This is a genomic window from Streptomyces sp. NPDC004732 (assembly GCF_040609235.1).
Taxonomy (GTDB): Bacteria; Actinomycetota; Actinomycetes; order Streptomycetales; family Streptomycetaceae; genus Streptomyces.
Map to the genome: position 1 here is coordinate 898,671 of NZ_JBEXJR010000002.1, position 20,989 is coordinate 919,659.

General features: G+C 70.0%; 22 protein-coding genes and 1 pseudogene. 7 read left to right on the top strand and 16 right to left on the bottom strand.

Annotated elements, in window-relative coordinates:
* Window positions 1–5 precede the first annotated feature (5 nt).
* Window positions 6–1,505 carry an alpha/beta hydrolase gene (locus ABZV77_RS08750; protein WP_356252075.1) on the bottom strand — a complete coding sequence of 500 codons (1,500 nt, stop codon included), beginning with the start codon at window positions 1,503–1,505 and terminating at the stop codon, window positions 6–8.
* A 157-nt stretch (window positions 1,506–1,662) separates the two neighbouring features.
* On the bottom strand, window positions 1,663–2,940 hold the full coding sequence (locus tag ABZV77_RS08755) for an acetyl-CoA C-acetyltransferase (RefSeq protein WP_356252078.1): 1,278 nt from the start codon (window positions 2,938–2,940) through the stop codon (window positions 1,663–1,665).
* A 72-nt stretch (window positions 2,941–3,012) separates the two neighbouring features.
* Between ABZV77_RS08755 and ABZV77_RS08760 the strand changes: the two genes are divergently transcribed.
* Both ABZV77_RS08760 and ABZV77_RS08765 read left to right on the top strand, forming a co-directional pair.
* On the top strand, window positions 3,013–4,326 hold the full coding sequence (locus ABZV77_RS08760; protein ID WP_356252081.1) for a 3-oxoacyl-ACP reductase: 1,314 nt from the start codon (window positions 3,013–3,015) through the stop codon (window positions 4,324–4,326).
* A gap of 218 nt (window positions 4,327–4,544) precedes the next feature.
* Entirely contained in the window at window positions 4,545–5,372 is an 828-nt protein-coding gene (locus tag ABZV77_RS08765) for a MaoC/PaaZ C-terminal domain-containing protein (RefSeq protein ID WP_356252084.1), read from the top strand.
* Here the strand turns inward: ABZV77_RS08765 and ABZV77_RS08770 are convergent.
* The 8 genes from ABZV77_RS08770 to ABZV77_RS08805 form a co-directional block, all read right to left on the bottom strand.
* Window positions 5,332–5,967: a TetR/AcrR family transcriptional regulator gene (locus tag ABZV77_RS08770; RefSeq protein WP_356252423.1), complete on the bottom strand. Its 636-nt coding sequence runs from the start codon at window positions 5,965–5,967 to the stop codon at window positions 5,332–5,334. The two genes, ABZV77_RS08765 and ABZV77_RS08770, sit on opposite strands and share 41 nt — an antisense overlap.
* Window positions 5,968–6,117: 150 nt before the next feature.
* Entirely contained in the window at window positions 6,118–6,903 is a 786-nt protein-coding gene (locus ABZV77_RS08775) for a hypothetical protein (protein ID WP_356252087.1), read from the bottom strand.
* Between the two features lie 59 nt (window positions 6,904–6,962).
* Window positions 6,963–7,736, bottom strand: coding sequence for a hypothetical protein (locus tag ABZV77_RS08780; RefSeq protein ID WP_356252090.1), 774 nt, complete (start codon window positions 7,734–7,736; stop codon window positions 6,963–6,965).
* Window positions 7,737–8,008: 272 nt separating this feature from the next.
* Window positions 8,009–9,388: a dicarboxylate/amino acid:cation symporter gene (locus ABZV77_RS08785; protein WP_356252093.1), complete on the bottom strand. Its 1,380-nt coding sequence runs from the start codon at window positions 9,386–9,388 to the stop codon at window positions 8,009–8,011.
* A gap of 404 nt (window positions 9,389–9,792) precedes the next feature.
* Entirely contained in the window at window positions 9,793–10,128 is a 336-nt protein-coding gene (locus ABZV77_RS08790; protein WP_356252096.1) for a DUF4229 domain-containing protein, read from the bottom strand.
* Between the two features lie 106 nt (window positions 10,129–10,234).
* Window positions 10,235–10,759: a GNAT family N-acetyltransferase gene (locus tag ABZV77_RS08795; RefSeq protein ID WP_356252099.1), complete on the bottom strand. Its 525-nt coding sequence runs from the start codon at window positions 10,757–10,759 to the stop codon at window positions 10,235–10,237.
* 13 nt (window positions 10,760–10,772) lie between these two features.
* On the bottom strand, window positions 10,773–11,936 hold the full coding sequence (gene mqnE, locus ABZV77_RS08800; RefSeq protein ID WP_356252102.1) for an aminofutalosine synthase MqnE: 1,164 nt from the start codon (window positions 11,934–11,936) through the stop codon (window positions 10,773–10,775).
* Between the two features lie 63 nt (window positions 11,937–11,999).
* On the bottom strand, window positions 12,000–12,455 hold the full coding sequence (locus tag ABZV77_RS08805; protein WP_030791839.1) for an Lrp/AsnC family transcriptional regulator: 456 nt from the start codon (window positions 12,453–12,455) through the stop codon (window positions 12,000–12,002).
* Between the two features lie 133 nt (window positions 12,456–12,588).
* Here ABZV77_RS08805 and ABZV77_RS08810 point away from each other — a divergent pair, with 133 nt between their 5' ends.
* Window positions 12,589–12,711 carry a hypothetical protein gene (locus tag ABZV77_RS08810; RefSeq protein WP_356252105.1) on the top strand — a complete coding sequence of 41 codons (123 nt, stop codon included), beginning with the start codon at window positions 12,589–12,591 and terminating at the stop codon, window positions 12,709–12,711.
* Here the strand turns inward: ABZV77_RS08810 and ABZV77_RS08815 are convergent.
* The 3 genes from ABZV77_RS08815 to ABZV77_RS08825 are packed head-to-tail and all read right to left on the bottom strand — an operon-like array spanning window position 12,708 to window position 15,767.
* Window positions 12,708–13,382 carry a UbiX family flavin prenyltransferase gene (locus tag ABZV77_RS08815; RefSeq protein WP_356252108.1) on the bottom strand — a complete coding sequence of 225 codons (675 nt, stop codon included), beginning with the start codon at window positions 13,380–13,382 and terminating at the stop codon, window positions 12,708–12,710. The genes ABZV77_RS08810 and ABZV77_RS08815 overlap by 4 nt on opposite strands.
* 25 nt (window positions 13,383–13,407) lie before the next feature.
* A complete protein-coding gene (gene mqnP, locus ABZV77_RS08820; RefSeq protein WP_356252112.1) occupies window positions 13,408–14,310 on the bottom strand; it encodes a menaquinone biosynthesis prenyltransferase MqnP in 903 nt (300 codons plus the stop codon).
* Window positions 14,307–15,767 (bottom strand): menaquinone biosynthesis decarboxylase, encoded by a 1,461-nt coding sequence (locus ABZV77_RS08825; protein WP_356252115.1) that lies wholly within the window; start codon window positions 15,765–15,767, stop codon window positions 14,307–14,309. The genes mqnP and ABZV77_RS08825 overlap by 4 nt, the downstream gene beginning before the upstream one ends.
* 89 nt (window positions 15,768–15,856) lie before the next feature.
* Here ABZV77_RS08825 and ABZV77_RS08830 point away from each other — a divergent pair, with 89 nt between their 5' ends.
* Together ABZV77_RS08830 and ABZV77_RS08835 are read left to right on the top strand one after the other, a co-directional pair.
* Window positions 15,857–16,174 (top strand): PLD nuclease N-terminal domain-containing protein, encoded by a 318-nt coding sequence (locus tag ABZV77_RS08830; RefSeq protein WP_356252118.1) that lies wholly within the window; start codon window positions 15,857–15,859, stop codon window positions 16,172–16,174.
* Between the two features lie 6 nt (window positions 16,175–16,180).
* A pseudogene (locus ABZV77_RS08835) lies at window positions 16,181–17,071 on the top strand (LysR family transcriptional regulator); the annotation flags it as partial.
* Here the strand turns inward: ABZV77_RS08835 and ABZV77_RS08840 are convergent.
* Window positions 16,974–17,939, bottom strand: a complete 966-nt coding sequence (locus tag ABZV77_RS08840; RefSeq protein WP_356252121.1) for a DMT family transporter — start codon at window positions 17,937–17,939, stop codon at window positions 16,974–16,976. The pseudogene ABZV77_RS08835 and the gene ABZV77_RS08840 sit on opposite strands and share 98 nt — an antisense overlap.
* A gap of 122 nt (window positions 17,940–18,061) precedes the next feature.
* Between ABZV77_RS08840 and ABZV77_RS08845 the strand changes: the two genes are divergently transcribed.
* The gene (locus ABZV77_RS08845; RefSeq protein ID WP_356252124.1) at window positions 18,062–19,021 is read left to right on the top strand and encodes a 2-oxoglutarate and iron-dependent oxygenase domain-containing protein; all 960 of its coding nucleotides are present in this window, start codon (window positions 18,062–18,064) and stop codon (window positions 19,019–19,021) included.
* On the opposite strand, the gene ABZV77_RS08850 is transcribed toward ABZV77_RS08845, so the two are convergent.
* Window positions 19,018–19,335, bottom strand: a complete 318-nt coding sequence (locus ABZV77_RS08850) for a transcriptional regulator (RefSeq protein WP_356252127.1) — start codon at window positions 19,333–19,335, stop codon at window positions 19,018–19,020. The two genes, ABZV77_RS08845 and ABZV77_RS08850, sit on opposite strands and share 4 nt — an antisense overlap.
* A gap of 121 nt (window positions 19,336–19,456) precedes the next feature.
* On the opposite strand from ABZV77_RS08850, the gene ABZV77_RS08855 reads away from it, so the two are divergent.
* Window positions 19,457–20,431, top strand: a complete 975-nt coding sequence (locus tag ABZV77_RS08855; protein ID WP_356252130.1) for a zinc-binding dehydrogenase — start codon at window positions 19,457–19,459, stop codon at window positions 20,429–20,431.
* Here the strand turns inward: ABZV77_RS08855 and ABZV77_RS08860 are convergent.
* Window positions 20,421–20,933, bottom strand: coding sequence for an SRPBCC domain-containing protein (locus ABZV77_RS08860; RefSeq protein ID WP_356252133.1), 513 nt, complete (start codon window positions 20,931–20,933; stop codon window positions 20,421–20,423). The genes ABZV77_RS08855 and ABZV77_RS08860 overlap by 11 nt on opposite strands.
* Between the last annotated feature and the right edge of the window lie 56 nt (window positions 20,934–20,989).

The window sequence follows — 20,989 nt, forward strand, 5'->3', positions numbered from 1 at the left end:
TCGCCTCACTCGGCGTCGGCCGCGCACGAGCTCCCGGTCTTCGGCGTCTCCCCGTACAGCAGGAACCCGTTCACCTTGTCCTGCACGCACGTGGAGCCCAGGTAGCCGGTGTGCCCGTCGCCCTTGTTGTCGAGGACGACGGCCTGCGAGCCGAGCCGCCGCGCGGTCTCCTCCGTCCACCGGTAGGGAGTCGCCGGGTCGCCGCGCGTGCCGACGAGCAGCAGCTTGGGCGTCTTCACGTCGCGTACGTCCTCACGGATGTAGCTGGTCCCGGCCGGTCGCCCGAAGCACAGCAGGACGGGCATCAGCATCGACTTGCCGAACACAGGCGATGCCGCGTCGAACTCCTCCTGGAGCCTGCCGACTTCCTTCTCTATGCGGGCGGCATCGGGCCGGTCGGGGTCGTCGGCGCAGTTCACGGCCATGAGAGCGGCAGCCATGTTGTCGGCGGGCATGTCCTCTCCCACCGCCGACGCCCGGCCCCGGACACCCGCATGCCCGAGCCCTCCGCTCATCCGGATCAGCGCCCGCGGATCGCCGTCCGCGAGCAGCGCCCCCAAGGCCTGCGAGAGCGCGGGCCACGCCGCCCTGCTGTAGAGGGCCTGACTGAGTACGCCGACGACGTCCTGCCCGGTGAACTGGCCGCCGTCCATGGACTGCAGGGGCATCCGGTCCATGTCCTTGATGAGCCTGACCATGCCCTGCCGTGCGCTGCGCGAGTCCGTGCCGAAGACGCATCCGGCGTTCTTGGTGCACCAGGTGAGGAAGTTGTCGAGGGCGGTCTGGCGGCCCTCGGCCGTCGCGAGGGACTGCTCGGCGACGGGTTCGGTCAGCGTGTCGACGCCGTCGAGCACCATCCGCCCGACGTTCTTGGGGAACTGGGCGGCGTACACCGCGCCCAGCCGCGTGCCGTAGGAGAACCCCAGGTAGTTGAGCTTCTTGTCGCCGAGGGCCTGGCGCATGACGTCCAGGTCGCGGGAGACGTTGACGGTCCCCATGTGCGGCAGGACGGGCCCCGACTTCTTCGCGCACTCCGCGGCGACCTTGCGCATCTCCGTGAGCACGGCGGCCGCGTCGTCCGTTCCGCCGGACGAGGGATCGGTGCTCTCCTCGGCGTCGCCGCAGCTGACCGGCTCGCTCTGGCCGACCCCGCGCGGGTCGAAGGAGACGACGTCGTAGTCCTTGCTGAGGAAGCCGAAGTCCTTCTGCGCCCCCGCGAGCGCGGAGACGCCGGGGCCGCCTGGCCCGCCGAAGTTCAGCAGCAGGGAGCCGCGCGGCTTGCCGCTCGTGCTGGACTTCATCCGGATCATCGCGACGTCGGCGTCCCCGGCGGCGGGGTCCGCGTAGTCGAGCGGAACGCTCACCTGCCCGCAGCGGATGTCCTTGGTGCCGCCCGCGGCCTCCGCCACGGCCTCGGTGTCGCCCTTGCAGGTGCCCCATTTGATCTTCTGCGTGTAATAGCGCGCCAGATCGGGCCGCCCGCTGCCGTCGTCGGCGGCTGCCATGCCCGCTCCCACGACGACCAGCACGGTGACGCCGGCGACTGCACAAGCTCCGCGCACGGCAACCTCCCAGGGTGTGCCCCTCGCTCACCCTAAGCGGGGGTCACTCCCCCCGCCCGTTCAGCGCACGCTCACCCTCCGCAACACCCCTCACCCTCCGTCACTGCCGCTCCAGGATCGCGGTGACGCCCTGCCCGCCCGCCGCACAGATGGAGATGAGCCCCCTCCCCGGCCGCCCCCGCTCGGCGAGCAGCTTGGCGAGGGTGGCGACGATCCGCGCCCCGGTGGCCGCGAAGGGGTGCCCCGTGGCGAGCGAGGACCCGGCGACGTTGAGCCGCGCCCGGTCCACGGTGCCGAGGCCCCGCTTCTCCCAGGCGGCGAGCGTGGCGAGCACCTGCGAGGCGAAGGCCTCGTGCACCTCCACGAAGTCGAAGTCCCCCAGTTCGAGTCCGGCGCGCTCCAGCATCCGGGGCACGGCGTACGCGGGTGCCATCAGGAGTCCGTCCTCGCCCCCTGCGACATCCCCGTGGACGAAGTCGACCGCGGCGGTCTCGCAGGCGACGAGGTGCGCCAACGGCTCGATCCCCCGCCCTGCGGCCCACTCGTCGCTCCCGAGCAGCACGACGGCCGCGCCATCGGTCAACGGTGTGGAGTTCCCCGCGGTCATGGTCGCCCCACCCCCCTCCACCCCGAACACGGGCTTGAGCCGGGCCAGTTGCTCCACCGTCGACCCGGGCCGCAGATTTTGATCCCGCGAGAGCCCCGCGTACGGCACGACGAGATCCGCCAGGAACCCCCGCTCGTACGCGGCGGCGAGCCGCTGATGACTGATCGCCGCCAACTCGTCCTGCGCCGCACGCGTGATCTCCCACTCGCGCGCGGTCACGGCGGCGTGCTCGCCCATCGAGAGGCCGGTCCGGGGCTCGGCGTTGCGCGGAATGTCGGGCACGAGGTGCCGGGGCCGAACCCGCCCCAGAGCCCGCAGCCGCCCGCTCACGGACCGGGCCCGCCGAGCGGCCAACAGCACCCTCCTGAGCTCGTCGTTCACCCCCAGCGGCGCGTCGCTCGCCGTGTCGGACCCACCGGCGATCCCCGACTCCACCTGCCCGAGCATGACCTTGTTCGCCACGGCGACGACGGCCTGCAACCCGGTCCCGCAGGCCTGTTGCAGGTCATAGGCGGGCGTACGGGAGTCGAGAGCGGATCCGAGGGCGACCTCGCGGGCGAGGTTGAAGTCCCGACTGTGCTTGAGCACGGCCCCCGCGACGAACTCCCCGACCACTCCCTCCCCTCGGAGCCCGTACGCCTCGACGAGCCCATCGACGACAGCGGTCAGCATGTCCTGGTTCGACGAGGTGGCGTACGGCCCGTCGGAACGGGCGAACGGAGTGCGGCTGCCACCAAGAACGGCAACGCGGCGCACGGAAGGAAGACTCATGTCTCGACCAGCTCCTGACCCTTGAGTAACCTTACTCCGAAGTAAATTTACGACCGAGCTGGGAGTTGGACAATGGCCGACCGCTACCTGACCTTCACCGCCACGGGCCCCGGCCGCTTCCTCACCCGCCGTCTGGGCCTCCCCCAGCCGACGCCCCTGCGCCGCTGGACCCCGGAACACCCGTCCCTGACAGGCGACTTGCTCCTGCTCACCACCCCCGCAACGTCCCCCTACGCGCAGGACCTCCAGGCCCTCCTGACCGCAACCCCCCTCAATCTCACCCCAACCACTCCCCACCCCACGGCCGTTGTCCTGGACGCCACAGCGGTGACCGACACCCGGACCCTCACAGAGGTGTACGAGGCGCTGCACCCCGTGGTGCGCACCGTGGCGCCCAACGGCCGCGTCCTGGTCCTCGGCTCCCCGCCCGACCCGGCGGACCACCACCAGGCGGCGGCACAACAGGCCCTTGAAGGGTTCATACGTTCCCTGGCGAAGGAACTGGGCCGCGGCCGCACCGCCAACCTCGTCCGCGTCTCCGGCCCGATCGCCACCGCGGAATCGACCCTGCGCTTCCTGCTCTCCCCCAAGTCCGCCTACGTCACCGGCCAGCTGATCGAGACCGGCCCCGCCGAAACGCTGGCGGCCCCCGCCGACCGGGACCGCCCCCTGGCGGGCCGCACCGCCCTCGTCACGGGCGCGGCCCGCGGCATCGGCGCGGCGGTCGCGGAGGTCCTCACCCGCGACGGCGCCCACGTCACGGTCCTCGACGTACCCTCCGCCCTCCCGGACCTGACCCACCTCGCCGACCGCCTCGGCGGCACGGCGCTGCCCCTCGACATCACGGCGCCCGACGCGGGCGAACAGATCGCCGCGGCGCTGCCCGACGGCCTCGACATCCTCGTCCACAACGCGGGCATCACCCGGGACCGCAAGCTGGCCAACATGGCGCGGGACCGCTGGACCTCGGTCCTCGACGTCAACCTCACCTCGGTCCTGACCGTCACCGACACGCTCCTCAAGACCGGCACGATCCACCGCGGCGGACGCGTCGTCGCCACGGCGTCGATCGCGGGGATCGCGGGCAACGCGGGCCAGACGAACTACGCGGCGAGCAAGGCGGGCATCATCGGGCTCGTCCGCTCGCTCGGTCCCCGGGCGCTCGCGGAGCACGGCGTCACCGTGAACGCGGTGGCCCCCGGCTTCATCGAGACGAAGATGACAGCAGCGGTGCCTCTCCTCATCCGCGAAGCGGGCCGCCGCATGAACTCCCTCTCCCAGGGAGGGCTCCCCGTCGACGTAGCGGAGACGACCTCCTGGCTGTCCCAGGGAGGCCTCAACGCCCAAACCATCCGAGTCTGCGCCCAAAGCCTCCTGGGCGCGTAACCGCAGCGGGCCCGGGGAGGTCCTCCGACCCCGCCGGGCCGCAGCCGCGTACGAGACGGGAGGGGACGTGGGGGTATGTGCGCACGGAGCACCGAGCACACCCTGACAGCCAGAAGCTCATCAGGCGCGGCGCAGGGATGGCGAGTACGTACATACCCCCACGGCCCCGCACCCACAACCGAACCCCAGGCGTAAGCACCCGCCCACGAGAGGACGCAATGCCCGCCCTAGCCCTCCTCCGAGCCGCCTTCAAGCGCCCCAGCCACCACCGGCCCGACGTCGCCCCAGCCACCCGTCTCTCCACCACCAGGACCCCGGACCCCGCCCACCTCGCCGCCTACAACCGCATCTGCGGCTTCGGCACGGACCCCGGTGACGCCCTCCCCCTCACGTACCCCCACGTCCTGGCCTTCCCGCTCGCCATGCGCCTCATGACCGCACGAGACTTCCCGCTCCCCCTGCTGGGCCTGGTGCACACCTCCATCGAGATCACCCAGCACCAGCCCCTGAGCCCCACCCAGGAGCTCCACCTCTCCGTCCGCACGACCCAACTAGCCCCCCACCGCCGCGGCACCGAAGCAACCCTCCTCACCGAGGCCACCACCCCCGACGGCGAACTCCTCTGGCAGTCCCACAGCACCTATCTGGCCCGCCACAAAACCCCAACAGCCACCAACCACACACCCGCCCCCGCCCCTGCCCCCGGCAAGACCTGGCAGCTCCCCGCCGACCTCGGCCGCCGCTACGCCGCCATCAGCGGCGACCGCAACCCCATCCACCTGCACGCCCTCACGGCCCGCCCCTTCGGCTTCCCCCGAGCCATCGCCCACGGCATGTGGACCGCGGCCCGCTGCCTGGCAGAGCAAGGAACCCCCACCCACGCCCGCGTGGAGTTCAGGGCACCCGTACTGCTCCCCTCCACGGTGACGTACTCCAGCGCACCTCAGAGCGGCAACAACCGACCGACGACCTTCGAACTGCACAGCGCACAAGGGAGACTGCACCTCACAGGGGCGACGACGGCACCCAGCGACGCCCTTCCATAAGCCCCCCGAGCCCCGCCCAAGCAAAGTTCATGAGCGTCGCCGCAGCCTCCTTCGCGGAGACCGTCCCCTCCACGTTGGCCCACCCGGCCAGCGACTCCGCCGCACCCACCAGCGCCTGGGCGAGCCCCGCCACCTCCCGCTCGGGAAGGGAAGGGTCACCGTGCGCGGACCGCGCCGCCTCCGCGATCAGCGACGTGACGAAGGAGACGATCTCCTCCCGCATCGCGGCGACCTCGGCCGCGAACGGCTCCCCCTGGGTCCGCGCCTGGCTGTGCAGCACGGCCCACCCGTCGGGCCGCTCAGCGGTGTGCGTGAAGAACGCCCGCAGCCCGTCCCACAGTTGACGGTCCGCGGTCGACACAGCAGGGTCCCCACCGCTCGCCCCGTCCCGCACCGCGGCAACCAGCGCCGCCGCCTCCCGCCGGATGCACGCGCTGAAGAGCTCTTCCTTGGAGTTCAGATACAGGTACACGAGCGGCTTGGAGACACCGGCGAGCTCCGCGATCTCGTCCATGGACGCGGCCCGATACCCCCGCTGCCCAAAAGTCTGCACCGCCGCGTCCAGCATCTGCCGCTCACGTACGGCCCGCGGCATCCTCGTCTGCTTCTGCCGCCGCTTCTCGCCCACCCCGGCCCCCGCCTTCCCACGCTGTCCGTTCACACGTCAGCGTACGGTCAACGGAGACCGGGTCACGATTACCGGAAGGGGACCGACCACCACCCCCGGCTTCCCTCACCGCTTCCCTCACCGCACCCCGCCCACCGGGGCGATCAGCACCTCCACCCTGGCCCCGAGCTTCTCGGCGATCCCATCCCGAAGCGGCCCGTACACGTCCTCGTTGAGGTGCAGCACCTGCGCACCTCCGATGAACTCGTCCGCGGCGCGGAAATCCGTGTGGAACAGCCGCCCGAGCTCCGTGGCTTCGTCCACGGCCCGGCACCGGAAGCGCCCGAGCCGCAGGACGACGAGACCGGCCCCGCCAACGTCCGCACCGACCGTTCCCTCCCCTTGCTCCGCCACTTGCTCCGCCACTTCCTCCGCCACAGCCAGCTGAAAATTCCCGGCACGTTCGAAGTGCGCCTGGTCCTCGAAGAGTTCCGCCGCACGATCGCCCGGATCGAGTTCCGCGAGCGCCCGCACCGCCGCCCCCGCCAGATTCACCGTGTTGCCGTCGGAGACGCGACCGAGGGTTCTCAGCACCAAAGGGCCAGCCCTGTAAGGAACCTTGCGGGGACGGTGCCGCGAGAATCCCTCGTGTTCCTTGACGACCCAGCCGACCCTTTCGAGGGTTTCCCCATAGAACTCGTACCAACGCACCGGGTCCGTATGCCGGTTGTACTTCTTGTTGGCCACGAGCTGGGCGAGCAGAAAGGAAAGCAGGACGTCTTTTCTGTGCTGATCGGAAACTCCGGGAGCAAGGGCGACAAGGCTGCCGCAGTCGACCACCGCCGCGGCCTCGCCGCCCCCCAGATCCCAGTCCGTCATCGCATCGAGCGCCGCAAGCCGACGCTCCTGTTCGGACTCGCCCATCGCAGACCCGTCACCCACCACCACGCCACCACCACGCCACCACCACGCCTGCCGTGGCCCTAGATCTCCAGGTCGTCGATGAACTGGCTCGCCTTGTCGCCGAGCTTCTTGATGACGGCGTCGCGGACCTGCGCGTACACGTCCTCGTTGAGCGTCATCGTCTGCCGGGCCTGCTGCATCGTCGTGCTGGAGCGCGGGAAGCTGAAGAACAGCACCCGGGTGACGCGTTCCGTGGTGGTGAAGTAGAACATGCCGATCTTCATGACCACGGTGTCCCCCGAGGAGACGCCGCACGCCGCGATCTGGAAGTTGCCCAGCTTGTCGCTGTGCGCGTTGCTCTCGAAGAGGACGACGCGGCGGTCCTTGTCCTGCAAGGACTTCAGCGATTCGATCGCGGCCTTGGCCACGGAGATCTCGCCGGGCGACGCGATGGCCTGGAGGAGCGCGATGACGGCGCGGTCGACGGTGAACCGGGACCCCGCCACCGTGAGTTTGGCGAAGCTGAAGGACGGGACGACCCAGCCGACCTGCTCCAGGACGGAGCGGTAGTAGTCGTACCACTTCTTCGTGTTCTCGTCGCGGTCGAACTTCTTGTTGGCCGCGAGCTGGGCCAGCAGCGTCGCGTTGAGCACGTCGGACTTCTGCTGTCCGTTCAGGCCGTCGGTGAATGCGATGATGCTGCCCGCGACGACCGCGGCGGACTCTTCTTCCTGGAGCGCCAATCCGGGTGGCACATAGCGCATTTCGGGCTGATCGAGTTCAAGGCTCTCGATGAACTGCAGCGCATCCGCGGCCTTCTGTTTTGCCTCGACCTCAATGTCGGAAGACGTCATGACGCCCCCTCTGTCACGTGCCGGGTAAAGGGCGAGACGAACCCCGCTCGGGACGACCTCGCTGGTGTTCCTGGGAATCAGGAACAGTTCCCCCATCGGGCTCTGGTGAGGGTCATATTAAGACTGCCCATGAAACCGTCAAGGCCGCGCACAGAAACGACCGAGCCCCGTCCCGGAACAGTTCCGGAACGGGGCTCGGGAGGCCAGAAGTAAAACCCGGACTCAAGCACCCTCAGGCAACCTCAGGCACCCTCAAGCGCCTTCAGACAACCTCAAGCGGCCGCAGGCACCCCACGCGACGACGGCGCGTCCTCGACCGAGTCGAAGCCGAAGTCGTCGAGCGGAGACGCCGACGCACTCTCGTACGCCTCGCGGTCGAGGATCTTCTCGCGGGCCGCGACGATCACGGGGACCAGCGCCTGTCCGGCGACGTTCGTCGCGGTGCGCATCATGTCGAGGACCGGGTCGATGGCGAGGAGCAGGCCCACGCCCTCCATCGGGAGGCCGAGCGTCGACAGGGTCAGGGTCAGCATGACCGTGGCGCCGGTGAGACCCGCCGTCGCAGCCGAGCCGACGACCGACACGAACGCGATGAGCAGGTACTCCTTGATGCCCAGGTTCACGTCGAAGATCTGCGCGACGAAGATCGCGGCGATCGACGGGTAGATCGCGGCGCAGCCGTCCATCTTGGTCGTGGCGCCGAAGGGCACCGCGAAGGACGTGTACTCCTTCGGGACGCCGAGGCGCTCGGTGACCTTCTGGGTGATCGGCATGGTGCCGACCGAGGAGCGGGAGACGAAGGCCAGCTGGATCGCGGGCCAGGCGCCCTTGAAGAACTGGAGCGGGTTGACCTTGGCGACGAACGCGAGCAGCAGCGGGTAGACGCCGAACATCACCAGGGCGCAGCCGATGTAGATGTCGGCGGTGAACGTCGCGTACTTGCTGATGAGGTTCCAGCCGTAGTCCGCGATGGCGAAGCCGATGAGGCCGACGGTGCCGATCGGGGAGAGCTTGATGACCCACCACAGGGCCTTCTGGAGGAGGGCGAGGACGGACTCGCTCAGTTCCAGGATCGGCTGGGCCTTGTCGCCGATCTTCAGCACGGCGATACCGGCGACGGCGGCCATGAAGACGATCTGCAGGACGTTGAGCTCGGTGAAGGGCGTGATGACGTCCGTCGGGATGATCCCGGTCAGGAAGTCGATCCAGGAGCCCGCGTGGTCGGGGGCCTTGCCGTCCTTCGGGGTGAGGCCGGTGCCGGAGCCGGGGTTGGTGAGCAGGCCGATGGCGAGGCCGATGGCCACCGCGATCAGCGACGTGATCATGAACCACAGCAGCGTGCGGGTGGCCAGCCGGGCGGCGTTGTTGACCTTCCGCAGGTTGGTGATGGACACCAGGATCGCGAAGAAGACGAGCGGGGCGACCGCGAGCTTCAGCAGTCCGATGAAGGTGTCGCCGACCTTGGAGAGGGTGGTGACGAGCCAGGAGATGTCCTGGCTGCGGGCGAGCCAGCCGAGCAGGACGCCCAGCACCAGGCCGCCGAGTATCTGCGCCCAGAAGGGGATCTTGAGGAACTTGGGTATCCGGAAGCCGGACTGGGGCTTCTCGGGCTGGTCGGCCTTGTCGGCGGACGTCGCGGAATTCGCGGACACGGACACACTCCGGTGAGGAAAGTCAGGGGGAGGGGGACGTACGGGAGCGGCGACCGCGAAGGGTCAGCAGGGCCGCTGCGGCGGGGGTCACGTTCAGATGTGACAGGCCGCGGACATGCAGCGGCAGAGGTCGACATGCAGGCGCGCCACGAGCGGGACGCTCATGGCGTGGCGGTGCGCTGCTGCTGTCTTCATGTCGAACACGTTAACACTCATGCTTTGAGAACATCAAAGGTCTTGTTTGAGGTAAACGGAAGGGTTACCCCCGCATGGGGCGCGCCCCACTCGCCCCAACTCCCCCAACTCCCCCGCGACGCACGGAACCCGGGCCCCACAACGCACGGAACCCCGGCCCCGGAGCATTGCGCTCCGGAACCGGGGTCCCAAGAAGTGTGTGACGAAGCTTACGAGCCCTGCGCCTGCGCGCCACCGCTCGCCCGCACGCCGTCCTTCGACTGCGCGCGTGCCGCGTCGTCCGCCTCGTCCTCCTGGGTGCGGTTCGCCTCCAGGTTGGCCTTGGCGCGGTCCACGCGCGCCACGACGTCGACCGAGGCGCGGTCCCGCTCCTTGCGGAGGACCACGAAGCTGATCGGCGCGGAGATGACCATCGCCAGCAGCAGCACCCAGAGCATGTTCGATTCGCCGAGGCCGCGCGGCAGGATCTCGGAGTAGACCAGGCCCCAGACGACCAAGAAGCAACCCACGAAGATCCCGAGGCGCATCAGCGTGTAGCGGAGCATGTCAATCCACTCTTCCGTTCCGAAATGGGCCCGAGTAGGACGAGCCTCTCCAGTGAAGCACGGAGAACTCCGCCCCCGGCAAGGGGGGGCAGGGCAAAGGCGGGCCCTACCGCAGCTGCAGCAGGAGCACGATGTCGTCGCGGTCGTCGCCCGGCGCGACGCGTATGGCGCCGGGCACCCGCCCGACCTCCTTGTATCCGCAGGACGCGTAGAAGTGTTCGAGGCCGGTACCGCCGCGGCAGGTGAGCCGGACCGCGTCCGTGCCCTCCAGCGAGCGGGCCGCGTCCTCGACGGCCGTCATCAGACCGCGGCCATAGCCCTTGCCCTGGTGCCGGGGATGGACCATGACCGTGTAGAGCCACACCCAGTGCTTCATGAGGCGGTGGGTGTTGTGGGTGAGGAACGCCGTCGCGGCGACGGCGCCCTCCTCGTCGTACCCCACGAGGAGCCGCGTGCGCCCCTCGGCCATCGCGGCGAGGTGCCGGACGAACTCGGGGCGTATCTCCTCGGCCGTCGTGGGCGGCACGAAGCCGACGGCCCCGCCGGCGTTGGTGACGTCGGCCCACAGGGCGAGGACGCCGTCGCGCAGCGCGGGGTCGACCGGCGGGTCGAGGCGGAAGGTGAGCGACATGGGCGGCGCGCTCTCAGACCCGCATCGCCTGGGGCGTCTCCCGCAGCAGCGGGTCGGCCCCCTCGTACTCCCGGATGGCCTCGTAGCGCGTGTTCCGCTCGACCGGGCGGAAGCCCGCCTCGCGGATCAGGTCGAGGAGGTCCTCGCGGGTCAGCTTGTTCGGCGTACCGAAGTTGTCCGCGTCGTGCGTGATCTTGTACTCGACGACCGAGCCGTCCATGTCGTCCGCGCCGTGCTGCAGGGCGAGCTGCGTGGTCTGCAGGCCGTGCATGACCCAGAAGACCTTGACGTGCGGCACGTTGTCGAAGAGGAGCCGCGAGACCGCGAAGGTCTTCAGGGCCTCGGCACCCGACGCCATGGTCGTGCGCGCCTGGAGGCGGTTACGGACCTTGCCGTCCTTCATGTCCACGAAGTCGTGCTGGTAGCGCAGCGGGATGAAGACCTGGAAGCCACCGGTCTCGTCCTGCAGCTCACGCAGGCGAAGGACGTGGTCGACGCGGTGGCGCCGCTCCTCGATGTGGCCGTACAGCATCGTGCTCGGGGTCTTCAGACCCTTCTCGTGCGCGAGGCGGTGGATGCGCGACCAGTCCTCCCAGTGGGTGCGGTGGTCGACGATGTGCTGTCGCACTTCCCAGTCGAAGATCTCCGCGCCGCCGCCGGTCAGCGACTCCAGGCCCGCCTCGATGAGCTCGTCCAGGATGTCGGAGGCCGACATGCCGGAGATCGTCTCGAAGTGGTGGATCTCCGTGGCGGTGAAGGCCTTCAGGGAGACGTTCGGGAGCGCCTTCTTGAGCTCGCTCAGCGAACGCGGGTAGTAGCGCCACGGCAGGTTCGGGTGCAGGCCGTTGACGATGTGCAGCTCGGTGAGGTTCTCGCCCTCCATCGCCTTGGCGAGGCGGACGGCCTCCTCGATGCGCATCGTGTACGCGTCCTTCTCGCCCGGCTTGCGCTGGAACGAGCAGTACGCGCAGGACGCGGTGCACACGTTCGTCATGTTGAGGTGGCGGTTGACGTTGAAGTGCACGACGTCGCCGTTCTTGCGGGTGCGCACCTCGTGGGCGAGCCCGCCGAGCCAGGCCAGGTCGTCCGACTCGTAGAGCGCGATGCCGTCCTCGCGGGACAACCGCTCGCCGTCCCGGACCTTCTGCTCAAGATCGCGCTTGAGACCTGCGTCCATGCCCTCGCCCTTACCTCTCCCTACGACCTGCCACAAACTCACGCCAACGGTACGCCCCGGGGGTCACTCCTCTTCGGGCAGCTCTCCGACCCGGTTCTCCCACTTGGTGGAGAGCACGATGGTCGTCCGCGTCCGGGACACGCCCCGCGTGCCGCTGAGCCTGCGGATCGTCTTCTCCAGGCCGTCCACGTCACTGGCCCTGACCTTGAGCATGTACGAGTCGTCGCCCGCGATGAACCAGCAGTCCTCGATCTCGTGCAGGTCCTTCAGCCGCCGCGCCACGTCCTCGTGGTCGGCCGCGTCGGAGAGCGAGATGCCGATGAGGGCGATGACGCCGAGCCCGAGCGAGGCGGAGTCGACGGTGGCGCGGTAGCCCGTGATGACACCGGCCGCCTCGAGGCGGTTGATCCGGTCCGTGACGCTGGGCCCGGAGAGGCCGACGAGCCGCCCGAGTTCGGCGTACGAAGCACGGCCGTTCTCGCGCAAAGCCTGGATGAGCTGCCTGTCCACGGCGTCCATAGGTCCGATGCCTTTCATTATTCAGCGATACGGCGAGTCTATGTGTAGAATCTAAGGCGTAACAGGGTCTAGCCCCTGTGAATCTTTCTCAATCTCAGCCGATCAACGACGATCCTTCAGGAGTGAGTCACCCGTGTACTCGATCGAGATGGCCTACGCCCGCATGCGCGAGCTCCAGGACATGGCCAACCGCTCGCGTGCCCACCAGACCGCCGCGCCCAAGGCCCGCGCGAAGCGCGCCGCCAAGAAGCGCTAACCCCCCTGGGAGCCGGAGCCCAGCTCTCCCTCCCACCGGCGGTACAAGCTGTGCGGCACCCGTGCCGCGTCCAGCACCCGCCCGGCGACGAAGTCCACCAGATCCTGGATGTGCGTCGCCCCCGCGTAGAACGCCGGAGAGGCGGGCAGCACGATCGCGCCCGCCTCGTCCAGGCTCACCAAGTGCTTCAACGTCTGTCCGTTCAGCGGCGTCTCGCGCACACAGACCACGAGCCGTCGGCCTTCCTTGAGCGTCACGCTCGCCGACCGCTGCAGCAGGTCCTTCGAGAGCCCGAGCGACACCCCGGCCACGCACGCCGTGGACGCCGGGACGATCAGCATCCCCTTCGTCGCGTACGAACCCGAGGACGGCCCCGCCGCCAGGTCACCGGCGGCCCAGTACCGCACGTCGGACACATCGGGGTCGAACACCCCCGGCTTGCCGTCCGCGCCGCGCCCCAGCCAGTGCCACAGGTCGTCGCGCCAGTGCGCGTCCCGGAAGGCGATGCCCGTCTCGTCGAGCAGCGTCAGCCGCGAGGCGCGCGACACGACGAGGTCGACGCTCTCCCCCGCCGCGAGCAGCGCACGCAGCACAGCGGCGGCGTACGGCGTACCCGAGGCACCCGACACCCCCACGATCCAAGGCCTACGCTGCGTATCTCCTGGGTTCACGCTGTGAAGCCTATCCCCGGGCTGTTCAGACGGTGAGCCCGCGTACGAGCAGATCGAGCAGCGCGCACGCGAACAGGGCGATTCCGATGAACCCGTTCACCTGGAAGAAGGCACGGTTCAGCCGGGACAGGTCGTGCGGCTTCACGATCGAGTGCTCGTAGACGAAGGCACCGGCCACGACCGCGAGACCCAGCCAGAAGAACACGCCCGCGTCGGTGGACGCCGCGTACCAGACGAAGAGCGCCGTGGTCACCAGGTGACAGGCGCGCGCGCCCCAGATCGCGGCCGGGATGCCGAACCTCGCGGGCACCGACTTCACGCCGACCTCGCGGTCCGTCTCCACGTCCTGGCAGGCGTAGATCAGGTCGAAGCCGCCGATCCAGATGCCGACCGCGAGCCCGAGGATCACCGCCTGGCCCGACCACTCACCGGTGATCGCGATCCAGGCGCCGACCGGGCCCATCGCCTGGGCGAGGCCGAGGATCGCCTGCGGGAAGTTCGTGAACCGCTTCCCGTACGGATAGACGACCATCGGGATCACCGCGACGGGCGCGAGCGCCAGGCACAGCGGGTTGAGCAGCGCCGCCGACGCCAGGAACACGACGAGCGCGATCAGCGCGCCCGTCCACGCCGACTTCACCGACACCGCGCCCGTGACGAGCTCGCGGTGGGCGGTGCGCGGGTTCCGGGCGTCGATCTCGCGGTCGATGATCCGGTTCGCCGCCATGGCGAACGTCCGCAGCCCCACCATGCACACGGTCACCAGGAGCAGCCGCCCCCAGTGGATGTTCTCGTCCAGCTGGAACATCGCGGTCAGCGCGGCGATGTAGGCGAACGGCAGCGCGAACACCGAGTGCTCGATCATCACGAGCCGAAGAAATGCCTTGGTGCGCCCCGGCTGCGGGATCGCGGCTGATGCTGAACTCACGAGAGTCCGTACTCCTTCCAGCGGCGGTCGACCTTCGCCGCGATGGACGGGTCGGACTCGACCATGTTCGGCCAGCCCCCGTCCCGTACGTAGCCCTCTTCGGGCAGCTTCTTCGTCGCGTCGATGCCCGCCTTGCCGCCCCAGAACTGCTGGTACGAGGCGTGGTCGAGGTGGTCGACGGGGCCCTCGACGATGGTGAGGTCACGGGCGTAGTCCGTGTTGCCGAGCGCACGCCAGGACACCTCGTGCAGATCGTGCACGTCACAGTCCTTGTCCACGACGACGATCAGCTTCGTCAGGGACATCATGTGCGCGCCCCAGATGGCGTGCATCACCTTCTGCGCGTGCTTCGGGTACTTCTTGTCGATCGAGACGATCGCGCAGTTGTGGAAGCCGCCCGACTCCGGCAGGTGGTAGTCCACGATGTCCGGGACGATCACCTTGAGGAGAGGGAGGAAGAAGCGCTCCGTCGCGCGGCCGAGCGGGCCGTCCTCCGTCGGCGGGCGGCCGACCACGATCGACTGGAGCAGCGGACGCTTCCGCATCGTCACGCAGTCGATCTTCAGCGCGGGGAAGGGCTCCTGCGGCGTGTAGAAGCCCGTGTGGTCCCCGAAGGGGCCCTCCGGCAGCATCTCGCCCGGCTCCAGCCAGCCCTCGATGACGACCTCGGCGTGCGCGGGGACCTGGAGCGGGACCGTCTTGCAGTCGACCATCTCGACGCGCTTGCCCTGGATGAACCCGGCCAGCATGTACTCGTCCATGTCACCGGGCAGCGGCGCGGTGGAGGCGTACGTCACGGCGGGCGGGCAGCCGAAGGCGATGGCGACGGGCAGCTTCTCGCCGCGCCGCGCGGCCACCTGGTAGTGGTTGCGGCTGTCCTTGTGGATCTGCCAGTGCATGCCGATGGTGCGCTTGTCGTGGCGCTGCAGCCGGTACAGACCGAGGTTGCGCACCCCGGTGTCCGGGTCCTTGGTGTGGGTCAGGCCGAGGTTGAAGAAGGAGCCGCCGTCCTCGGGCCAGGTGAAGAGCGCGGGCAGCTGCTCAAGGTCCACGTCGTCGCCCGTGAGGACGACTTCCTGGACGGGCGCGCTGTCCGCCTTCACCTTCTTCGGAGGTACGTGCGTCATCGCGCCGAGCTTCCCGAAGGCCTCGCGCACACCGACGAAGCCGTGCGGCAGCTCCGGCTTGAGCAGGCCGCCGATCTTCTCGCTGATCTCGCCGTACGACTTCAGGCCGAGCGCCTTCAGGAGGCGGCGGTCCGTTCCGTACACGTTCATCGCCAGGGGCATCGCGGAGCCCTTGACGTTCTCGAAGAGGAGCGCTGGGCCACCGGCCTTCTGGACGCGGTCGGTGATCTCGCCGACCTCCAGGTACGGGTCGACCTCGGCCTTGATGCGCTTGAGATCGCCCTCGCGGTCCAGTGCCCGGAGCAGGGAGCGAAGATCGTCGTAAGCCATGCGTTCCAGTATCCGGCACCGGTTACCCTGGCCCCGTCACCGGGGGCTCGCACGCCGCCCGCCGCAACCGCTTGGGGGATCGCGCCACCATGCTCAGGTATCTGCCGTTCCTGCTGGTCCTGGCGGTGTGGATCTATGCCTTCATCGATGTCCTGAACACTCCGGAGAAGGAGGTCAGGCATCTGCCCAAGGTGGTGTGGGTCATCATCGTGCTGCTCTTCGGAGAGGTCCTCCTCGGCCCCATCGCCTGGTTCGTCACCGGCAAGAAGCGCCACTCCCCCGGCAGCGGCGGGCGTGGCCGGGGCGGCTGGGTGGCCCCCGACGACAACCCGGAGTTCCTGAAGTCCCTGAAGGAAAAGGAAGAGGACCCGGACGAGAACCGGCGCGACAAGGGCAACGAGGGCTGACGGGCCGTGGAACTGCGGCTGCTCGTGACCTTCGAGAAGGTCGCCACCGTCCTCAGCTTCACCCGGGCCGCCACCGAGCTGAAGTACGCGCAGTCCAGCGTCACCAGCCAGATCCGCGCCCTGGAGACCTCACTCGGCACGGAGCTCTTCGACCGGCTGGGCAGCCGCATCCGGCTCACCGAGGCGGGCGAGCGGCTGCTGCCCTACGCCCGGCAGCTCATCGAGCTCTCCGACGAGGCGCGGGCCGCCGTCGTCGGCGCGGAGGAACCCTCCGGCGCGATCGCGGTGGGCACGATGGAGTCGCTGACGTCCTACCGGCTGCCGCCGCTCCTGGAGCTCTTCCACCACCGCTACCCGAAGGTGCGGCTCTCGCTGCGCCCCACGCTGGGCGACGAGACCCGGCAGGCGCTGCGGCAGGGGACGTACGACGTGGGCTTCCTGATGGAGCCGGAGACCGAGCACCAGGGCCTGGAGACCGAGGTCCTTGCCCGGGAGCCGCTGGTCCTGGTCTGCGCCCCCGGCCATCCGCTGGCGGCGCGCGGCGCGGACTCCCTCACGACCGGCGACCTGGCGTCGGCGCAGCTCGTCGGGACCGAGCCCGGCTGCCCGTACCGGGACCTCTTCGAGGACGAGCTGCGCGAACGGACCGGCGCGCCACCCCCCTTCATGGAGTTCGGCACCATCGAGGCGACGAAGCAGGGGGTGGCGGGCGGTCTGGGTGTCGCGCTGCTGCCTGCCGTGGCGGTGGCCCGGGAGCTTGCGGACGGCACGCTGGTCCGGCTGGACTGGGAGCCGCCGTTCACGCTGTGGACGCAGCTCGCGTGGCGGTCGGGGAAGCGTCTCGCTCCGCAGGTGCGGCTGTTCGTGGAGCAGGCCGTGCGGCTCGTGCGGGAGCAGAGTTCGTCCCCCGGCCCAGCGTCACCTTGAGGCTGGCCAGCACGATCAGCGGGACGCCGAGCGCCTGGACGAGCCCGATGTGGTGGCCGTAGACCGCCCAGTCGGCGACCATCGCGACCGCCGGGTAGGTGAAGGCGAGCACGGCGATCTTGGCGGTGGGCAGCTTGGCGTACGCCGCGTACATCAGGACGTACATCAGGCCGGTGTGGATCACGCCGAGTCCGGCGAGCCAGGCCCAGCCCGCGCCGGTGCCGCTCATCGCGCCGAAGTCGGTGAAGGGCAGCAGCAGCGGGATGCCGATGACGACCTGGACCAGGGCGATCAGGTGCGGCCGGACGCCGGTGACGCGCTTGGTGACGAGCGTCGACAGGGCGTAGAGGACGGCCGCGAGGAGCGCAAGGCCGATCCCGGCGAGTGAGCCCGCGTCGCCCGGACGCACCCCGGAGACCAGCACGAGTCCCGCGAACGCGGCCGTCAGCCAGCCCAGTTGGGCGCGGGTCAGGCGCTCGCGCAGGACGAGGGCGCTGAGCAGCACGAGGAAGAACGGCTGGGTGTGGTAGACGACGGTGGCCAGTGAGATCGAGGTGGCCTCGTACGCCTTGAAGAGGAACACCCAGTTGAAGACGATGAACACCCCGCCGAGCGCGGCGAGTCCGAACTTCTTGAGGGTGAGGCCGTGGTTGCGGAAGTAGCCGCGGGCGAAGGCGTACGTGCCGAGGGCGAGGGCGCCGAACAGGACGCGGAAGAAGACGACGTTGAAGGCGGACGCGCCGGACTCGACGACGAAGATCCCGAGGGTGCCCGACAGCATCATGGCGGCGGTGAGCTGGGCTGTGCCCGTGCGCTCCGAAGGCTTGGTTGTTGTCATGCCGATGAAGCTACGAGCGGGCGTATGTGCTGGTCCACGCGCCAGTGGGGCGTCCTCCCGATGGGTCCATCGGTGCTGTCGATGAGGCCTGACCGGGGGCCCTGGTGGGCACGATGGCAGGCATGAGCAACGCATCGCGCATCCCGACGGTCGACCTGCGGCCGTGGCTCTCCGGCGACCCCGAGGCCCGTGCGCGGACGGCGCGGACCGTCGACGGGGCCCTGCGGACCGCCGGGTTCCTCCTGGTGACCGGGCACGGCGTCGATCCGGCGCTGCGCACGGCGATCCGGTCCTCGGCACGCGGCTTCTTCCGGCTCCCGGAGCAGGCGAAGCGGCCGTATGCGGTGAAGGTCGGCGACCGCGGCTGGCTGGGGCCCGGCGCCGAGGCCAACAGCTACGCGGAGGGCACGGCCGCTCCCCCCGACCTCAAGGAGTCGCTGTCCTTCGCGGCGGACGAGCCGACCGGGGACGCGGCCGTGGACGCGGAGTGGTTCGCGGCGAACACCTGGCCGGAGGAGGCGCCGGAGCTGCGGGCCCTCGTGCAGACGTATCTGCGGGAGATGCGGTCGCTCTCGGACCGCCTCCTCGAACTCCTCGGCGTGGCGCTCGGCGAGGGCGAGGACTTCTTCACCCGGCACACCGCGCACCCCACCTGGGGCTTCAACATCAACTGGTATCCGGGGCGGGAGACCGTGGGCGAACCGGAGCCGGGCCAGTTCCGCATCGGCCCGCACACCGACTTCGGCACGGTCACGGTCCTCGACCGGCAGGCGGGGCGGGGCGGGCTGCAGGTGTTCACGGAGGAGGACGGCTGGCAGGACGCGCCGTTCGACCCGGCGGCGTTCACGGTCAACATCGGTGATCTGATGGCGCGTTGGACCGGCGGCCGCTGGCAGTCGGGCCGCCATCGTGTCCTGCCGCCGCCCGCGGAGCTGCCCGCGGAGGAACTGATGTCGCTGGTGTACTTCTACGAGTGCGATCCGGGTACGGACGTCCGGGGCATCGACTCGCACGTGTATCTGCGGGGGCAGTTGGACGCGATCACGGTGGCGGAGGGCCAGGGCCCTTCTGACAAGCTCTAGTCGCCGCGCAGCACCAGAGCGAGGAGGCCGGGGAAGCGGGTCTCGAACTCCGGGCGGCGCAGGCGGTTGACGCGGCGGGCCCCCTCGTCGCGCTGCTCGACCAGGCCCGCGGCGCGCAACGCCGTGAAGTGGTGGCTCAGCGCGGCCTTCCCGACGGCGACGTCGAAGCTGCCGCAGGCCCGCGTCCAGTCGTCGCTGGACGCCAACTCCCTGACCAGGTAAAGGCGTACGGGATCGGCCAGCGCGGCGAGCGCGGTCTGCACGGAGACGTCGTCGGGGTGCGTATGCACCGGCGCCGCGCGATGGCTCGTCATGCCTGCTCCTCGCTCCGGTCCTTGCCGTCCTGGCGGACCGCCTTGCCTGGTGTTCGATGAAAACCATACACTCCGGAGTGTTCGCTTTTCGTTGAACAGTTGTGGGAGAGGCGGCACAGCCATGCGCGCAGTCCAGTTCGAGCGGACCGGCGGACCCGAGGTCCTCCACGTCGTGGACACTGCCGTGCCGGAGCCCGGCCCCGGCCAGATCACCGTCGACGTCGCCTACACGGGAGTGAACTTCGCCGACCTGAAGGCCCGCGCCGAGGGGTACCGCGTGCCCGCTCTGCCCTTCGTGCCGGGCCTTGAGGTCTCCGGCCGCGTCCGCGCTGTCGGCGCGGGCGTCCAGGGGCTCCGGCCCGGCCAGGAGGTCGCCGCCCTCACCGCGGGCGGCGCCTACGCGGAGGTTGCCGTCGCGGCCGCCGACACCGTCTTCCCGCTCCCCGACGGCGTCGGCCTGCGGACCGCAGCCACCCTCCCCACCGTGCTGCCGACGGCGCACGCCCTGGTCCACGAGGTGGGCCGCCTCCGGTCCGGCGAGACCGTGCTCGTGCAGGGCGCGGCGGGCGGCGTGGGCACCGTCGTCGGCCAGTTGGCGAAGGCGGCGGGGGCCAGGGTGTTCGGCGTCGTGTCGAGCGCGGCCAAGGCCGAGTACGCCCTGAAGCACGGTTACGACGAGGTCTTCGTGGGCGACGCCTTCGCCGACGACGCCCGCCGCGCCACCGGCGGCCGCGGCGTCGACCTCGTGCTCGACCCGGTCGGCGGCGACACGTTCCGCGACGGGCTCGCCGCGCTCGCCGTCTTCGGCCGTCTGGTCTCCTTCGGCAACGCGAGCGCCGCCGAGCCGTGGCGCGTCGGCCAGACCGAGCTCTTCCCCGGGGCCACCACGGTCTCGGCGTTCTCGATCCTGACGCTGGCGCGGACCGCCCCCGAGGAGCTGCGCGCGATCGCCGGACGCGCCTTCGGCCTGGTCGCCGACGGCACGCTCGACCTGCCGGTCACCGCGGAGTTCCCGCTGTCGGAGGCCGCGGAGGCGCACCGCCTCATGGGCGGGCGCACGACGACCGGCAAGCTGCTCCTGCGGGTCAGCGCCTGACCTCCGCGTACGACTCCCGCAGCGCACGCCAGCGGTCCGGGCGCCACGTCGACCAGTCCTCGGGACGGCCCTCCAGCGCCGCCACGAGGAGCTCGAAGTGGTCGTGCCATCCGGCGAGGCAGTCGAGGCGCAGCGCGTCGTCGCCGTCGAACTCGTTGGTGAAGCGCAGCGTGGTGCCGGACTCCCCCGCGGGTTCGAGGTGGAACCGGCACCGGCCGTGCAGGTCGATCGTGTACTCGGCGACCACGCTCGGGTCCCACGCCGTGACGTGCCCGGAGTGGGTGGCGTCCGCCTCTCCGTTGAGCCAGCGCAGCGTGACCGCGCCGCCGAGCCGGGGCTCGAACACGTCGGCGGCGGCGAGCCAGCCCGGCAGTCCGCCGGGGGTGGCCACCGCCGCCCAGACCTTGTCCACAGGGTGGGGAAGGTGCAGCTCGAAGTGCAGGTGCTGGGTGGCGCCCCCGGCCCCGGTCCGGCTCGTGCCCTGTCCGATCGTCGCGGTCATGGCACAAGCCTGGCCCGGCGGGGGCGGTTCCGCACGCGTGACACGTGCGTACTCGC

What these genes read in the sequence shown, in the direction of transcription:
- ABZV77_RS08795 (WP_356252099.1), bottom strand. Translation starts at nt 10,759, where the DNA reads ATGTCGCTCACCTTCCGCCTCGACCCGCCGGTCGACCCCGCGCTGCGC.
- ABZV77_RS08850 (WP_356252127.1), bottom strand. Translation starts at nt 19,335, where the DNA reads ATGACGAGCCATCGCGCGGCGCCGGTGCATACGCACCCCGACGACGTC.
- mqnE (WP_356252102.1), bottom strand. Translation starts at nt 11,936, where the DNA reads ATGGACGCAGGTCTCAAGCGCGATCTTGAGCAGAAGGTCCGGGACGGC.
- ABZV77_RS08760 (WP_356252081.1), top strand. Translation starts at nt 3,013, where the DNA reads ATGGCCGACCGCTACCTGACCTTCACCGCCACGGGCCCCGGCCGCTTC.
- ABZV77_RS08825 (WP_356252115.1), bottom strand. Translation starts at nt 15,767, where the DNA reads ATGGCTTACGACGATCTTCGCTCCCTGCTCCGGGCACTGGACCGCGAG.
- ABZV77_RS08765 (WP_356252084.1), top strand. Translation starts at nt 4,545, where the DNA reads ATGCCCGCCCTAGCCCTCCTCCGAGCCGCCTTCAAGCGCCCCAGCCAC.
- ABZV77_RS08805 (WP_030791839.1), bottom strand. Translation starts at nt 12,455, where the DNA reads ATGGACGCCGTGGACAGGCAGCTCATCCAGGCTTTGCGCGAGAACGGC.
- ABZV77_RS08770 (WP_356252423.1), bottom strand. Translation starts at nt 5,967, where the DNA reads ATGCCGCGGGCCGTACGTGAGCGGCAGATGCTGGACGCGGCGGTGCAG.
- ABZV77_RS08855 (WP_356252130.1), top strand. Translation starts at nt 19,457, where the DNA reads ATGCGCGCAGTCCAGTTCGAGCGGACCGGCGGACCCGAGGTCCTCCAC.
- ABZV77_RS08860 (WP_356252133.1), bottom strand. Translation starts at nt 20,933, where the DNA reads ATGACCGCGACGATCGGACAGGGCACGAGCCGGACCGGGGCCGGGGGC.
- ABZV77_RS08780 (WP_356252090.1), bottom strand. Translation starts at nt 7,736, where the DNA reads ATGACGTCTTCCGACATTGAGGTCGAGGCAAAACAGAAGGCCGCGGAT.
- ABZV77_RS08775 (WP_356252087.1), bottom strand. Translation starts at nt 6,903, where the DNA reads ATGGGCGAGTCCGAACAGGAGCGTCGGCTTGCGGCGCTCGATGCGATG.
- ABZV77_RS08840 (WP_356252121.1), bottom strand. Translation starts at nt 17,939, where the DNA reads ATGACAACAACCAAGCCTTCGGAGCGCACGGGCACAGCCCAGCTCACC.
- ABZV77_RS08755 (WP_356252078.1), bottom strand. Translation starts at nt 2,940, where the DNA reads ATGAGTCTTCCTTCCGTGCGCCGCGTTGCCGTTCTTGGTGGCAGCCGC.
- ABZV77_RS08790 (WP_356252096.1), bottom strand. Translation starts at nt 10,128, where the DNA reads ATGCTCCGCTACACGCTGATGCGCCTCGGGATCTTCGTGGGTTGCTTC.
- ABZV77_RS08830 (WP_356252118.1), top strand. Translation starts at nt 15,857, where the DNA reads ATGCTCAGGTATCTGCCGTTCCTGCTGGTCCTGGCGGTGTGGATCTAT.
- ABZV77_RS08845 (WP_356252124.1), top strand. Translation starts at nt 18,062, where the DNA reads ATGAGCAACGCATCGCGCATCCCGACGGTCGACCTGCGGCCGTGGCTC.
- ABZV77_RS08750 (WP_356252075.1), bottom strand. Translation starts at nt 1,505, where the DNA reads ATGGCAGCCGCCGACGACGGCAGCGGGCGGCCCGATCTGGCGCGCTAT.